The sequence below is a fragment of the Rhodococcus sp. NPDC055112 genome, assembly GCF_053607505.1.
Map to the genome: position 1 here is coordinate 58,644 of NZ_JBSGTR010000012.1, position 14,313 is coordinate 72,956.

General features: G+C 66.0%; 14 protein-coding genes. 9 read left to right on the forward strand and 5 right to left on the reverse strand.

The features are described from left to right. Window positions 1-58: 58 nt before the first annotated feature. A complete protein-coding gene (locus ACWFRB_RS08820) occupies window positions 59-280 on the reverse strand; it encodes a hypothetical protein (RefSeq protein ID WP_452640345.1) in 222 nt (73 codons plus the stop codon). 137 nt (window positions 281-417) lie between these two features. Here ACWFRB_RS08820 and ACWFRB_RS08825 point away from each other — a divergent pair, with 137 nt between their 5' ends. Next, entirely contained in the window at window positions 418-1,209 is a 792-nt protein-coding gene (locus ACWFRB_RS08825) for a helix-turn-helix transcriptional regulator (protein WP_452640347.1), read from the forward strand. Window positions 1,210-1,511: 302 nt separating this feature from the next. On the opposite strand, the gene ACWFRB_RS08830 is transcribed toward ACWFRB_RS08825, so the two are convergent. The 4 genes from ACWFRB_RS08830 to mqo all read right to left on the reverse strand — a co-directional run bounded on the left by ACWFRB_RS08830 (window position 1,512) and on the right by mqo (window position 6,350). Further along, the gene (locus tag ACWFRB_RS08830) at window positions 1,512-2,267 is read right to left on the reverse strand and encodes a GntR family transcriptional regulator (RefSeq protein WP_452640349.1); all 756 of its coding nucleotides are present in this window, start codon (window positions 2,265-2,267) and stop codon (window positions 1,512-1,514) included. Continuing rightward, window positions 2,264-3,043 carry a tryptophan synthase subunit alpha gene (gene trpA, locus ACWFRB_RS08835; RefSeq protein WP_452640350.1) on the reverse strand — a complete coding sequence of 260 codons (780 nt, stop codon included), beginning with the start codon at window positions 3,041-3,043 and terminating at the stop codon, window positions 2,264-2,266. Before trpA ends, ACWFRB_RS08830 begins: the two co-directional genes overlap by 4 nt. Continuing rightward, complete coding sequence (gene trpB, locus ACWFRB_RS08840; protein ID WP_452640352.1) at window positions 3,030-4,208, reverse strand: tryptophan synthase subunit beta; 1,179 nt, start codon at window positions 4,206-4,208, stop codon at window positions 3,030-3,032. The genes trpA and trpB overlap by 14 nt, the downstream gene beginning before the upstream one ends. 726 nt (window positions 4,209-4,934) lie before the next feature. Beyond that, a complete protein-coding gene (gene mqo / locus ACWFRB_RS08845; protein WP_452640354.1) occupies window positions 4,935-6,350 on the reverse strand; it encodes a malate dehydrogenase (quinone) in 1,416 nt (471 codons plus the stop codon). Window positions 6,351-6,524: 174 nt separating this feature from the next. Here mqo and ACWFRB_RS08850 point away from each other — a divergent pair, with 174 nt between their 5' ends. The 8 genes from ACWFRB_RS08850 (at window position 6,525) to ACWFRB_RS08885 (ending at window position 14,305) form a co-directional block, all read left to right on the forward strand. After that, on the forward strand, window positions 6,525-7,439 hold the full coding sequence (locus ACWFRB_RS08850) for a LysR family transcriptional regulator (RefSeq protein ID WP_452640355.1): 915 nt from the start codon (window positions 6,525-6,527) through the stop codon (window positions 7,437-7,439). 731 nt (window positions 7,440-8,170) lie between these two features. Next, on the forward strand, window positions 8,171-9,352 hold the full coding sequence (locus ACWFRB_RS08855; protein ID WP_452640357.1) for an alpha/beta fold hydrolase: 1,182 nt from the start codon (window positions 8,171-8,173) through the stop codon (window positions 9,350-9,352). A gap of 430 nt (window positions 9,353-9,782) precedes the next feature. Continuing rightward, a complete protein-coding gene (locus ACWFRB_RS08860; RefSeq protein ID WP_452640358.1) occupies window positions 9,783-10,154 on the forward strand; it encodes a hypothetical protein in 372 nt (123 codons plus the stop codon). Window positions 10,155-10,874: 720 nt separating this feature from the next. Beyond that, entirely contained in the window at window positions 10,875-11,429 is a 555-nt protein-coding gene (locus tag ACWFRB_RS08865; RefSeq protein WP_452640360.1) for an RNA polymerase sigma factor, read from the forward strand. 39 nt (window positions 11,430-11,468) lie between these two features. Further along, the gene (locus ACWFRB_RS08870; RefSeq protein ID WP_452640362.1) at window positions 11,469-12,119 is read left to right on the forward strand and encodes a hypothetical protein; all 651 of its coding nucleotides are present in this window, start codon (window positions 11,469-11,471) and stop codon (window positions 12,117-12,119) included. Between the two features lie 100 nt (window positions 12,120-12,219). Next, window positions 12,220-12,372: a hypothetical protein gene (locus ACWFRB_RS08875; RefSeq protein WP_452640363.1), complete on the forward strand. Its 153-nt coding sequence runs from the start codon at window positions 12,220-12,222 to the stop codon at window positions 12,370-12,372. 101 nt (window positions 12,373-12,473) lie between these two features. Then, window positions 12,474-12,764, forward strand: a complete 291-nt coding sequence (locus tag ACWFRB_RS08880) for a hypothetical protein (RefSeq protein ID WP_452640365.1) — start codon at window positions 12,474-12,476, stop codon at window positions 12,762-12,764. A gap of 572 nt (window positions 12,765-13,336) precedes the next feature. Then, window positions 13,337-14,305 (forward strand): LysR family transcriptional regulator, encoded by a 969-nt coding sequence (locus ACWFRB_RS08885; protein ID WP_452640367.1) that lies wholly within the window; start codon window positions 13,337-13,339, stop codon window positions 14,303-14,305. The last annotated feature ends 8 nt before the right edge of the window (window positions 14,306-14,313 follow it).

Genomic DNA, 14,313 nt, shown 5'->3' on the forward strand with positions numbered 1-14,313 from the left:
TCGCCGAGTCGGCGATACCGCATCGGCCGGTCCCTCCCGACCCCAATCGCAGCGGAGGTCACCGGCTCAACCATCCGTGGAAGCGCCGAGTGAGGAACGGCATGACGACCCACACCATGGAGGCAACCACCCCCGGCACGATCACGGCCAGCCGGGCCGGTACTGGGACACCACCCATCAGCGGGGTCAGGACGGTCACCATCACGGTCAGCACCGGATAGATCCCACACACGGTCAGCAGCCACACCTTCCATCGGCGAGGTGCGAATGTCGTTGTCACTGAGTCCTCCACGTTCGTCTGTTGCCAACACGGTTCAAACGAGTCTTGGACCGAGCCGGGCAGAAGTGAAGGCCGAACCGTTCCTGGCAGTGACACACCCAGGAACGAGTGGGCCCGGTATTGGCAGAATTCGACTTGTGAGCACATCCGGACCACTGGGCGAGTTTCTGCGATCACGCCGGTCGATGGTCGGACCGTCAGATGTCGACCTGCCCATCCGTCCCGGCCTGCGTCGAATCCCCGGGCTACGCCGGGAGGAACTCGCAACGATCGCCGGAGTCAGTTTCGACTACTACACGCGGCTGGAACAGGGACGCGAACGCCGACCGAGCCGCGCAGTCATCGATAGCCTGGCCCGTGCCCTGCGGCTGAGCCCCGACGACAGGCATCACCTCGACCACCTCGCTGCCTTGACCGCGGACCCGCCCTCAACCGCGACCCGGGCTCCCGCCGAGACGGTGCGGGCAAGTATCGAGCAGCTCCTGGCGCGGTTGAGCCCGTCGCCTGCATATGTGCTCAACCGGGTCAGCGACATGATCGCCACCAACCCCGAGGGGCTCGCACTTTTCCACGGCATCGGATTTTGGCCACGTCGGCAGCGCAACACAGTTCGGTACATCTTCACGCACCCTGCCTCGCGCAGACTCTTCGTCGACTGGGAGGCCACAGCACGGGCCAGTGTCGCCCAGTTGCGGACGATGAATGCGCACTGCCCCACAGATCCGCACCTGCTCAACTTGGTCGCCGAACTCGAGTCGGCCGACCCGGCCTTCCACGACCTCTGGACGAGCCACGCTGTCGGGCCACGCCGTCACACCACGAAGGAGTTCAACCACCCCGATCTCGGCGCCGTCGCGTACAACTTCGAGTCCCTGCACCTACCGGACGACGAAATGCGTATCTCCGTCTACACGAGCACCGCCACCTGAGACCGTTCCATCAGCGCACAGGCTCGATCGCGATCCAGTCACCTCGGCATGCAACCCACTCCAGACTGGTGTGATCAGGCGCCCCCGTTAAGTGGGATCACCAACTGGTCAGCCTATCCAATCCGTCTGCGGCCCAGAACGAACGGCATGGGTGAACACCCCCCATCTCTCCATCCATCCACATTCATCCATCCCACTCCGGCTCGCCATTTCCGTCGTCGACCGTCGTCGTCGAGCCAGCGTCTGCATTGTGGGGCCCAGGAGAAATTCGCACCGGCCAACCCGGCCGTGCCCACATGTCGTCAGGCGTCCCGGTCGTTGATTCGATAGGTGACTCGAAGCTGCTGGGGGCCGCGGTCGACGTAGATCTCGGCGATGTCGGACGGGATCAGGGCGGTGTCGTGCAGGACCGGGGTGCCGTCCTCAGCGACGTTCGTTCGATGACTGAGCATCGCCGGGCTCTGCTCCGGTCGTGCCAACAGTTCGGCTTCGGCAGCGCCGAGCGTGGTGATGGTGATCGACTCGTTTGCCGAGGCGACCGGGTAACCGTGTTGTGCGAGAACTTGATAGAGCGACGCGTCGACCAGTTCATCCGGCGAGATTCCCAGGCCCCACGGTATGTAGGAGTACTGGAGCACGGAGGGGTGCGTGTCGATCACGCGGTGGCGCGTGACCACGAGCACCTGCTCGGTCGGCCCGATGTGCAGGGACCGGGCGACCGCGAGTGGCGGAATTTCCCGCGCCGACCCGAGAATGCGCGTCTCGACGTTGGCGCCCTGCGCCCTGAGATCGTCTGCAAATCCCGACAGGTGGAGCAGATTGTAGGTGTACCGCTTGTTCGCCGGGAAGGTTCCCGCTCCCGGGCGCATTTCGATCAGGCCGTCGTTCTCCAGCAACTGCAGCGCCTGCCGGAGGGTCATGATCGTCACACCGTAGGACGCCGCGAGTTCACGCTGTGGGGGCAGTGCGTCGTCGGACTGCCATTCGCCGGTGTCGAGCCTGGCCCGTAGGTCGTCGTAGATCGCCAGGTACTTGGGCAGTCGGGAGTGCCTGGTCACGGAATTGCTGCCTCGTCGAGTCGTTGGCGGAAGTCTTGGACGGTTCCCATGATCGACGCCGCGGTAGCACCGTCGAGCACCGGGGCCATCAGCGCCGAGGCGACGACCACGCCGTCGGAGTGCCGAACGGCCCGTGCTGCCCGCTCGGGTGAGTCGATTCCGAACCCGATCACGACCGGCAGACCGTCCGCCGACCGGAGGCGGTGCGCGGACTCCCACCCGCCTTCGCCCGTGGTCCGGTGCGGCCCGGTCGGTGCCATCGAGCCCATCGCGTAAACGAATCCGCCACTGGCCCGTGTGATCTGCTGCGCCGTGTCCGCCGACGTGGACGGGGCCGCCATAAGTACCGGGGACACGCCCGCAGTGCGGGCGGCCGCGATGTAGTCCGACGACTCCTCGAACGGCAGGTCCGCGACAATGGACCCACCGATACCGGCGGCAGCGATCGCACCCAGGTAGTTCGGGACGCCGCGCGAGACCAGGTGGTTGCAGTAGGTCATGGCGATCAGCGGCACGGACACGTCCGGGAGTTCGTCGAGAATGCGCTCCACCCGTGCGCCCCGCTCCAAAGCGGCGAGCGAGGCGCGCTGGATGATCGCCCCGTCCAGCATCGGGTCGGAGAACGGAAGTCCGATCTCGACGGCATCAGCACCCCCGTCGATCATGGCCTGCACGAGGTCGGCCCAATCCTCTCGGATCCCGCCCATGACGTAGCCGATCAGGCACTTGGAGCCGCTGTCGCGGACCTGGTGGAGGGTCGTCTCAAGCACGTTCACGGTCGAGTCTCCTGACTTGTTCGGCATCCTTGTCGCCTCGACCGGACACCGTGACCAGGACGGTGGAGTCGGGGGCGAGCTGTCGGTCGCAGGCGGCCTGCGCGACCCAGGCGAGCGCGTGCGCGGACTCCAGGGCGGGGAGGATGCCTTCGAGTCGTGCGAGCTGGCCGGCGGCTTCGAGGACCTGCTCGTCGGTGACGGTCACGTACTCCGCGCGTCCGAGTTCAGCGAGGTGGGCATGCTCCGGCCCCAGTCCCGGATAGTCGAGACCGGCAGCGACGGAATGCGCTTCGAGTACCTGGCCAGCATCGTCCTGCAGATACAACGACATCGAGCCGTGCAGTACGCCGGGGGTTCCGTTCGTCGCACCAGCGCCACCGGCTCCCTCGACACCGACGAGTCGCGCATTCGACGAGGCGAACCCGGCGAACGTTCCTGCCGCGTTCGACCCGCCGCCGACGCACGCCACGACGACATCGGGGACTCCGCCGTCGAGCAACTGCGCGCACTGCGCCGCGGCCTCGATCCCGATCACCGATTGGAACTCGCGAACGATCCACGGGTAGGGGTGCGGCCCGAGCACCGAGCCCAGGCAGTAGTGGCTCTCGTCCGTGCGGGTGACCCAATGCCGAAAGGCCTCGCTGGTGGCATCCTTCAGCGTCCTGGCTCCACTCAGAACCGGAATAACTTGCGCGCCCAGCATTTCCATCCGGTAGACGTTGAGCTCCTGCCGGGCCATGTCGACCTCGCCCATGTACACGGTGCACTTCATGCCGAGCAGTGCTGCGGCCGTTGCCGTCGCGACGCCGTGCTGGCCGGCGCCGGTTTCCGCCATGAGTTCATGCTTGCCCATTCTGCGAGCCAGGAGCGCTTGTCCCAGAGCATTGTTGAGCTTGTGGCTGCCGGTGTGATTGAGGTCCTCACGCTTGAGTAGGACGCGGACGCCGAGCGCCTCGGAGAACCGCAGTGCCCGTGTGACGGGCGTCGGCCGTCCGCAGTACTCGGCGAGCAGTCGGCTGAGTACTGCCCGGAACTCCGGGTCCGCCCACGCATCACGGAAGCCCGCTTCGACCGCGCGGCATGCCGGTGCGAGCGCCTCGGGGACGTATCTCCCACCGAATCTGCCGAACCTGCCAGACAACCCGGGGTCTCCCATTGGTGACATGGCCACACCCACCTCCATACGTTCTAGTGTTCTAGTGTTCTAGAACAGTAGCAGAGAGTGGTCAGCGACAGAGGCGCTGCCAGAGCCATACTGTGGCGATCAACGGCAGCCGCGACTCGACTGCGACGATGAAGGAGCCTTCTGCACCCTGGAGCTCATCCAGATTTGTGTGATCTGGACCCGTCCTTAGGTGTGATTACCGACCGGTGGGCATACCCAATCCGCATGCAGCCCACCACGCTCCGTCATTGGTGAACACCCCTCCATCCATCCATCCATCGGATCGGTCTCTCTCAGTCGGTCTGTCTGTCGCGAGGGTGTTCACCCAGCAAGCCCGCTTGGGTTCACCAATGCGCACCGGCAGCGATCGGATTGTCCGGATTCCACCCCTATACGGTCGCCCCTTCATCCCTCCACGGCTGCGCGGGCGCGCGCATGAACGAGATCGCGAGTAACAACCGTCCAGTACGGCGCGACGAACAGGGCATGACGAAGTTGAGAGCTGCGATCACAGTGGGGCTGGTTGGTGCGCTCGTATTGCTCGGAGGAGGCGTGGCGAACGCAAGCCCGCCAGGGTTTGACCCGTTGGGTGGTCTACCTTTGCCGGTCGCCGACTTCCTTCGCTCCGTCCTCACACCCGTCGTGCAGTTGGCCGTGGATGCCTGGAACTTCTTCGGGGCCTTGTCGTCCTAGCTCTCACGTCACGCCTTGTAGCGCGATGGATCGCTATGCCACGCCGAGGATTCGTCCGGTGCGGTCGAGGTTGCTGTCGACACTGCGCTGGTCTGCGTCCACTCGAGTCTCGATCGCTGGCATGAGCTCAAGCAACGTCGGCTCCCATTGTTCGTGGTGTTCGGGGAAGCACGTGGCGAGGAGATCGACCATCACGGACGGGGCGATCGAGGCACCGGGTGATGCGCCTAGCAGTCCCGCGATGGTCCCGTCGGCCCCAGTGACCAGTTCGGTCCCGAAGGTCAGTACACCGACCCTTCGCGCGTCCGGCTTGATCAACTGGGCGCGCTGGCCCGCCCGCACCAGCTCCCAGTCGGCGGGGTCCGCGCCTGGATAGAAACGCCTCAGCTGCGCATGCTTTCGTCTCCGTGATGCCAGCAGCTCACCGATCAGGTAGCGCAAGAGCGGCAGGTTCTGGGCGCCGACGGCGAGCAGCGGCGTGATGTTGCGCAGTCGGATTGTGGTGAACAGGTCGGTGAGCCTGCCGTGTTTGAGGAGCCTGGTGCTGAAGGTGGCGTAGGGCCCGAACATCAGCGACGGGCGACCGTCGACCACTCGCCGGTCGAGGTGGGGCACCGACATCGGTGGGGCACCGACGGAGGCTTGGCTGTAGACCTTCGCGTTGTGCCGTGCGACGACGTCGGGGTTGCTGGTGCGCAGGAACTGCGCGCCGAGTGGGAAGACTGCGTACCCACGCACCTCCGGAACCTTTGCCTTCTGCAAGAGCTTGAGCGCGTATCCGCCAGCACCGACGAAGACGAACCGAGATCGGAGCCGAAAGCGTTTTCCGCCGGTGCGATCACGGCCCGCCACGGTCCACAGACCATCGGCTCCCCGCGCCAGTCGGGTGACCTCGTGACGCAGGCGGACCTGCGCCCCACGGTCGGTCATGGCGTGGACCAGGGCCTGGGCCAGAGCACCGAAATCAACGTCGGTGCCGGCCTCGTAGCGCGTCGCGGCGATCGGCTCGGCAACGGTACGGCCCTCCACCAACAGTGGCGCCCACCCGCGGATCGTCTCGGGATCCTCGGTGTACTGCATCGCCGAGAACAGCGGCGAGCGCTGCAGCGTGGCGAACCGCTGCCGCAGATAGTCGACATCACGATCGCCGAAGACGACGTCCATGTGCGGCGTCGAGTTGATGAACGACGCGGGAGTGGGCAGGTCACCGCCCTCGACCAGCGCGGCCCAGAGCTGGCGAGAGAGGTGGAACTGCCGGCCGATGGCCTCGGCCTTCGCCGAGTCCCCGGGATCGGGCATGTAGTTGAGCTCGCACAGCCCGGCATGGCCGGTACCGGCGTTGTTCCACGGACCCGAACTCTCACCCGCGATCTCGCCGAGACGCTCGAGTACGACCATCGACCAATCAGGCTGCAACCTGGCGAGCAACGCACCCAGCGTTGCGGACATGATGCCTCCACCGATGAGGACGACGTCGACTACCTCGTGGTCGATACCCGTTCCCGCGCTTACTGATTCACTGTGGTCCATGGGATCGCACTCCTCGTCGCCGGTGGTGGTACCCAGGGTGCTCCCACGCCACTCATCCGTCCAATGACCAGATCGAGGCCTTATGATCCGAATATGGATCGGTTCCTTTCGGACGAGGCTGCGGCCGCAGTTCCGCTGCTGGCCGCCTTCGACACCGCCGCCCGTGAAGGCCACATCACGCGCGCAGCGGAACAGCTCGGCGTGCCGCAGTCGTCACTGAGCCGACGCCTCAAGGCCTTGGAGCACACGCTGGGGGTGCCCCTGTTCCAACAGATCGGACGCGGAGTCTCCCTCACCACCGCCGGACGCGAACTCCACGAACGAACCCGAGACCTGGTGTGGGCACTCGATGACGCCGTGAGTGCGGTGCGCAGCAACGCCGACCCCGACAGCGGTCTCGTGCGCTTCGGGTTTCCTCTCACCCTCGGACCGGTGAGCATCCCCTCGTTGCTCGCCGAGTTTCACCGGGTAGCGCCGAGAATTCGACTGCATCTTGTGCAGGCACACGGTGAAGCGCTCGCCGGGATGGTGCGCGACGGCCGCCTCGACCTCGCCGTGATGATCCCGCCGCCCGACGACCTGCCCGTGACGGTCCTGGGACACCAGCGCATCCTGCTCCACGTCGCGCGCACCCACCCGCTGGCCAGACGCACGCAGGTCGACCTCGCAGAACTCGCCGCAGAGCGCTTCATCGCCAGCCCACCGTCCTACCACCTGCGGCAGAGCCTCGACTCATGGTGCGCCGATGCAGGGTTCAACCCGCACGTAGCATTCGAGATCAGCGAGTTCGAGACGATCCGGGTCCTCGTCGGGCACGGTCTCGGTATTGCCCTGCTACCGGCCGCGGAAACCCCTCACCCCGACCTCGTGAGCATCCCCCTGCCCGGGGTGAGCCACCGGACCATCGGGCTCGCCACGGGCAATCATCGGCCGACCGCCGCTGTCACCCGCCTGCACGACCACATCACCCACCGCGCGAACGAGTTCATTACGAACTCGACTAGGTGACTCTGCAACGCGAGGAACAGCTGCATCAGTGGCGACGGAACGATCGATCTGCACCCTGGAACTCATCCAGTTCTTGTGTGATCTGGAGCCCTCCTTAAGTGTGATAACCGACTGTTCAACCTATCCGATTCGCATGCATCCCAGCGCGAACCGGCATAGGTGAACACCCCTCCATCCATCCAGTTCCACCCACCATTCCATCGCGATTCAAGGGTGTTCACCCATCAGCGCTGTTTGGGTTCACCCATTGCCTCAGCAGGCCCCCTCTCGGCCGAATTTTCCAGGAATCGGGCAGTCAGTCGCTGTCAAGCGTGGCGGACGCCAGGCAACAAGTCGAATACCGCTCCCTTAGCGGGCCGATTGTGCTCTGTAGTCGCGGAATTGCCGGGCGACCCCGGGGGCGAGCCTGTGCAAACCCAGCTCCTCAGTTGAGGTGGCCGCCGAAATTCCAACACAGCAACAGAACCAGCGGAGTGGTTTCCCATGGGCTACAGTCCGTCCGCTCAATGAGCAATGGGCGGGACCGGCAGGGCACGGCGTCTGGTCTGTCCCATAACAGGGAGGGACAAGTGCGCTGATCACCATGCCTACTGTGCGGCTGTCGGTGCCGGGTCGGGCGTGAAGGCGGGTGGCGTCTTGTCGACTGAGGGAATCTCGTATGCGGGTGATTGTCAGTGGCTTGTGGGGTGGACTTCCGGCATGAGCGCCGGTTGTGGTGGAGAGGTTGGGCGTTGATCAGCAGTGTTCGGATGGTGCTGTCCGTGGCGGCGGTGGCGATGGTGTGTGGCCTGACCGGGTGCCGCGCAGCGCACATCGACCTTTCCCCGTTTGTACTGCCGGAACCGGGCGGGGCGTCAGAGGTCGGCACGATGACGTTTCACGTAAGAGCAGATCCCGTCGCGGAGCGGGAGCAGACCATGGTGCAGCTCTGGTATCCAGCCAAGACACGGGCCGACCAAGCGCGGGCCACATGGTTGGAGCCGGAGGTCGCCACCGTCCAGGCCCCCGCCCTGGCACAGCTGCTGGGGGTGGATGCCGCAAGCATCCCCGGCCTCGAGCGCATCGTCACGAACTCGGTGGCCGGTGCGGATGCCGCGGGGGCGGGGGCAGGCGTCCCGGTGGTGGTCTTCTCACCCGGGCTGGGCAGCACCCGGACCACCAGCACGGCGATCGCGGAGCAGCTTGCCAGCGATGGGATCGCGGTGCTAGCCGTGGATCATCCGGGGGACTCCGCGGCGATCCGATTCCCTGACGGGACCGTTCGGATAGGAACGCGGGCTGCACAGTTCGAGAATGCCGCCTCCGACACCGACCGTCTCCGCGCGCTGTCCGACGACGCGACTGCCGCGCGGGCGCGTGACCTCATCGGCGCACTCGATCTGCTCTCGGGCTTGAACGGTGGCGGAACGGATCCGGACGGGCTGGCTCTGCCTGCCGGCCTGGCGGGCGCGCTGGACACCTCACGGGTGATCGCGATGGGCCATTCGCTTGGCGGCGCCGCCGCGTTGCAGGCGGCAGCGGATGACCGGCGCATCGTCGGGGCCGTGGACCTGGACGGGACGCCGTGGGGGCCGGTCGCGAATGTGGGCGCCGCGGTCCCCACGCTCGTGGTCACGAGCGCCGATACCGACCCCGATACGGATCCTGCCCTCTCCCGGCTGCTCGGGCTCCCCGGACGGGACATCGCATATGTGGCCGTCCCCACCGCACGTCATTACTCGTTCACTGATCTGGAATGGTTTGCCCCCCAGCTCGGCGACCTCGGCGCGGAGATCGTCGGCCACGCCGACCCCGCCGAGCTGCATCGCGCGCTGGGCGCCCTCCTGACCGCGTTCGTCAAGGAAGGTGCTGCAGGCAAGACGGGGCTGGTGGATGCCGCGATCACCGACAACCCCATCCTCCACCACAACTGACGGCCCACGGCCGAGACGCATTCAGAAGTATGGGTGCAGCTCGAGCGGGCGGTCGACGCGGAGGAGGCGGTGAAGGGGCCAAAACCGCGTTCCACCGCCTTGCGGCCGCGGCCCGGCGCGCGGCGGTAACGCGACGCCCTGCATCGTCGATTTCCTGAATGTGCCACTCCCATCCCCCTGTGTGTGGCACACGAGCCCTGGCGGTGCGCAACATTCGGCAGGGCTCGTTTCATGGGCGAGGCCGTCGGCGCCCTGACACACCGGCGGCCTCTCGCAAGCATGCACGGCCCAAGGGAATACGACCGACGCCGTGCAGGCGCGGTCCGGTCACCAGACTCCACTCAGACCACCGCCACCACAAGACCTCGAGAGAGAATTCCCCGCCGATCTTCCACAAACCGGCCCGTCTCGCTACCGATACGATCAATCCGTGCTCGGCCTCCCCCTGGCGGTGGCCAGATTCAACTACCGGCTCGCACGCCTACCGCTCCAACTGATCGAGGACGTCGCCATCGTGCGACTCCCCGAAGAGTCCCCACTGCGTCTGGGATACGAGCGAATCCTCATCGACTGCGATCGCGCGGCCGCCTACCTGCTCAATGACGAGTCAGCCGCCGCTCGAGCCCGTCAACTGCACGACCAGACCGCACCGGCGCGCGTCACACGCGCACTCGAACTGCGCCGAGTCGAGCAGCACGAGGAAGCCATCGATGCCGCCGAAGCGGAGCTGCTCCGCGGACATCGCGAGAGGTTCCTGCACCGCCTACGGGATCACATCTCCCAGAGCCCTGCCGGGCGATAGCCGAAGGGCGCACGAGGGCCGACACCCTCTGCGGTGCCATCCGCTCCCGAGGTGGGTGACACCAGAGCCCGCCCGGCGGATGACGAAGGCCGCCGGGCGGGCACTGAAGTAGGCACTTACCAGAGCGACGACCACCGATAGCGGTCCTTCATTGCCTCGAACGCGCGTTTCGGGGATACGAAGCAGTGGAACCGCCGCGTCAGCGCCCGTGGCAGCTATCGCGCCCTACTCACCGAATTTGTGGAGCGACGCACCGCTCTCGTATTACCAGCGGCTTCGACTCCAGCGGCGCCCCGAACTGCTGACGAACGCGACACTCGGCCTCGACCTGCTGGGCCGGGCCGCCAACACGCGCCGCTACGCCCGGTATACATCCCACCAATTTTCGGTAGCCGACGACGGGCATCACCCCATACAGTCCGCGCAACCGACACGGGCCCCAACGCCTTTGGCAATACCCGCACACGCTCAATCCGAAAGGTCCCCATGCGTAGTACCCGCGCCCGCCGTGCCTCGATGATCGGCACCGCCGCACTGCTCCGGGTCGCGCCCTGCGCGACCCTCGGCGCCACATAACCCTGTCAAAACCCCGCCACCTTGGGCTGAAGGTCACAGGGGCTGGTTGGTTTAGTCGTAGGTTCGGCAGCCATGCAACCGATCCGGTCGTGGGTTCCGTTAGTAGGGCATGAACAGTTTCGATCCTGCGAACTCGGTGGTGATATGAAGTCGGACCGCGACACTGAGTTCGAAGGATTCGTCCGGCAGCGGCGTGCGGCGCTTCTGCGATCGGCAGCACTGCTCACCAACGGCGACGCGCACCTGGCCGAGGACCTTGTCCAGGTGACGCTCGTTCGCCTCTACCTCAAGTGGTCGCGTGTCCGGAAGACGAACGTTGACGCCTACGCCCGCAGGGTGTTGGTCAACAACCTCATCGATCATCACCGCCGGCCGGCCGTGCGCCGTGAACGCTGTGTCGATGATGTTCCCGATATTGCATTCACCTCCCACGGCCATCCGCTCGACGTGGTGGACGGATGCATCGACCATCAGCTGCTGTCGGCATTGGCGACGTTGCCGCCGCGTATGCGGGCGGCGGTCGTGCTCCGGTACGTCGAAGGGCTCAGTGTCGAAGAAACGGCCGATGCTCTCGACTGCAGCGCCGGCACGGTCAAGAGTCAGGCGTCGCGCGGTCTCGAGAAGCTGCGACGTCAGCTCGAGCCCGCCCCTGCCGTGATCGACATCGCGACACCCACCCCACTATCCCGTTCCGTCTAGGCCCCAACCGGCCTACCAGATCCATCTGAGGAGAACCCCATGAATGTCAATGAGCGTCTCGCGCAGCTGAACGTCGATGTTCCGTCGTCTGTTGCCGAGGAGGTGATCGGTCAGGATCTGCACCGCGGACGTGTGGCCCTCACCCGCCGCCGTGTCCGTCGGGGCGTTGTCGGCGTGAGCTTCGCCTTCGCGGTCGCCGCCACCGGCGTCCTCGGTCACACCGCCATTACCGACTCGGCGACGAACCCGCCGGTCGCTGTCGGGCCGGATAGTCTCGTGCACTCCGAGCCCTCTGTGCGCCTCGTGGCCTACACCGGGCAGCAGTTGCCGGGCTTCACGGTCACCAGCATCCCTGAGGGCTACGTCCTGCAAGGATCGGAACCCGCCTACCTCACCATCGCTCGCGAGGGAGACAACACTCCTGCGAACTTCTTCATAGACAAGATCATGGTGGCGCTCAAGTCCGGGAACGCCCCGACCTCATACGAGGGAACCCCGGTCACCGTGAACGGTCAACTGGGGGCGATCGCGGTCGGGGTCGAGGACGGCGTCCGAACGCTTGAATACACCGTCGGGAACAACTCGTTCGAGATCCAAGCCTGGAGCAATATCGGGCTGACCGATGCCCAGCTCGTGGCCTTCGCTGAAGGTGTAACGGCCACCGACGCGGTGGTCGCGCCAGTCGGTTAGAGCGCTCGAATCCAGTGCGGTCAGTCTCGAGTCGGCGGACACAGCGCCCTCGGTCGAGGAGGGTGCGGTCTCGGTCCACGGAGCGCCGGCGGTGATCAACGTGGACGAGGGTACTCGGACGCTGCACTACACGGACGGAGTGCATTCGCTGCTGTTGCAGGCGTGGAGTGGCATCGGGTTGACCGATGCCCAACTCGTGGACCTGGCTGAAGGCGTGACCGTCACGCCCGACGCCGTCGCGCCCGTCGGATAAAGCGAGCGCAGGGGCAGTGTTCGACAACACGTCGCCTGATCACCCAGATGCCCTTCCTCGCATCGGATCTCCCCGTTCCCCGTATGTGAGAGGACCTGACCATGACGATGCTCGACGGAGCAGAGGTCGCGCTCGTAGCCGCAATTCTCGACACCGAACCAGCGGTCACCGGCGTTGTGCTGTGCGCGGACGAATACAGCCCTGTGCCGAAGTGGGACCCGGTGGCAGTGGTGTGCCTGCGCGGCGCCAGGCAGGCGCTCGAACTCGAGGAGCGCGATGTCGCGGCATTCGCGACAACCCACCCTCCCGTGGCCCAGTACGAGATCGGCATCGACGACGACATGCGCGCGGCTGTCGAGCGGTCCCGGACCGACCTGCCGCGTGCATCGTGACTCTGCCAGAGCTCGCGCCGTGACCTCTCCAGTTACGCGCCGACCCTGCTTCCCCCTTGACTGGAAGGACCGCGAATGCGCCGAGCCAACGGCAGCGCGATATCGGCCGACGGATCGACACCGGTAACGGCGGAGATTGGCGAGGAACTGAGAAGGTGTTCGCCGAGGAGGTCGAGGCCGCGTTGCATGCACCTCCGTCGATCTCCGATGCCCCGGGTAAGGAGAGGATCCGCTGTTCGCATTCTGGTGTACGCAAGGAATCGGACCGCGCCCCGTAATGACACCAATGCCTTGTCGATTCGTCGTGGACTGCTGTTTCAGATCTTCTTCCACTCGCACTATCGCCTCTCTCGTGGATCGACCGTCGCGGCTGTCGCGAGGTCCACGCATCGAGAGGGTGGGCCGGAACGCAGGGTCCTGTTCCGGCAGGCCGGAAACCCGCGTTCGGCCGCCCTGTGCCGTCCCCTGCCCCACCGGCCCAACCGCCTGTCAAGCCGCCGGATTGAGCTCGGCGACAGGGCGAGGCCGGCGTTCGGGCACCGATCGGCACAGACCAGCGCGGGGGCTGAAGAGTGGTAGCGGGGAAGGAGATCCAGTCGCGTCAACTCCGGTACTTCGTCGCTGTCGCGGAGGAGCTGAGTTTCACCCGCGCGGCGCAGAAGCTGTACTTCTCGCAGCAGGCACTGAGCGTCCAGATCAAGCTGCTCGAACAGTCCCTCGGCGTCACGCTACTGGCGCGCACCACACGCAACGTGACCCTGACTGCTGCCGGTGCGGCGTTCTACGAGGACGCCACCGCGACGCTGGCTGCCATGGACGCCGCGGTCGGGCGCGCCCGCTTGATGCAGCGCACCGAAAGCACGCGGTTGGTGCTGGGCTTCGTCGAGGGGGCCGCGCTGACCCTGACCGAGCCGATCATGTCGGCGTTCCGTGATCGCCACCCCGGCGCCACGATCGAGATGCGCCAGTTCAACTACGACGATCCGTCCTGCGGGCTGAATGACGGATTGGTCGACGTGGCGTTCGTGCGCCGCCCACTGACCACCGACCGAGTCGACTTCCTTCACCTGTTCACCCAGCCATTGGTGGCGCTGGTACGGGCCGATCACCACCTCGCCGATCGCACCTCGGTCTGCGCGGCCGACCTGATCGACGAGCAGCTGTCCGGGGCGGCGAGCACCGACCCGGTGTGGAACGCGTTCTGGGAACTCGACGAGCATCGAGGCGGAAGTCCCGGACGGGTCGTGACCCGCTCTACAGGCCTGCTGGAGGTGTACCAGAAGGTGATGGCCGGCGTCTGCATCTCGGTGTCGGTGGCGTGCGCACGCTGGATCCCCCATCCCGGGGTGAAGCTACTGCCGATCACCGACGTCGAGCACAGCGAGGTCACGGTCGCGTGGCCGCGCGACACCGACTCGCCACTCGTCCGCTCGTTCGTCGACGTCGCCCGGCGGGTGCGTGATGGGCACCCGAAGCTGGTCACACGGCTACAGGAGCCGGACTTCAAGGGGCGCTCAGGCGTGGCGTCATCCGAACGCTGACGACACCA

Coding starts and splice junctions, on each gene's coding strand:
- trpB (WP_452640352.1), bottom strand. CDS start 4,208: ATGTCACCAATGGGAGACCCCGGGTTGTCTGGCAGGTTCGGCAGATTC.
- mqo (WP_452640354.1), bottom strand. CDS start 6,350: ATGTCCGCAACGCTGGGTGCGTTGCTCGCCAGGTTGCAGCCTGATTGG.
- ACWFRB_RS08850 (WP_452640355.1), top strand. CDS start 6,525: ATGGATCGGTTCCTTTCGGACGAGGCTGCGGCCGCAGTTCCGCTGCTG.
- ACWFRB_RS08865 (WP_452640360.1), top strand. CDS start 10,875: ATGAAGTCGGACCGCGACACTGAGTTCGAAGGATTCGTCCGGCAGCGG.
- ACWFRB_RS08870 (WP_452640362.1), top strand. CDS start 11,469: ATGAATGTCAATGAGCGTCTCGCGCAGCTGAACGTCGATGTTCCGTCG.
- ACWFRB_RS08880 (WP_452640365.1), top strand. CDS start 12,474: ATGACGATGCTCGACGGAGCAGAGGTCGCGCTCGTAGCCGCAATTCTC.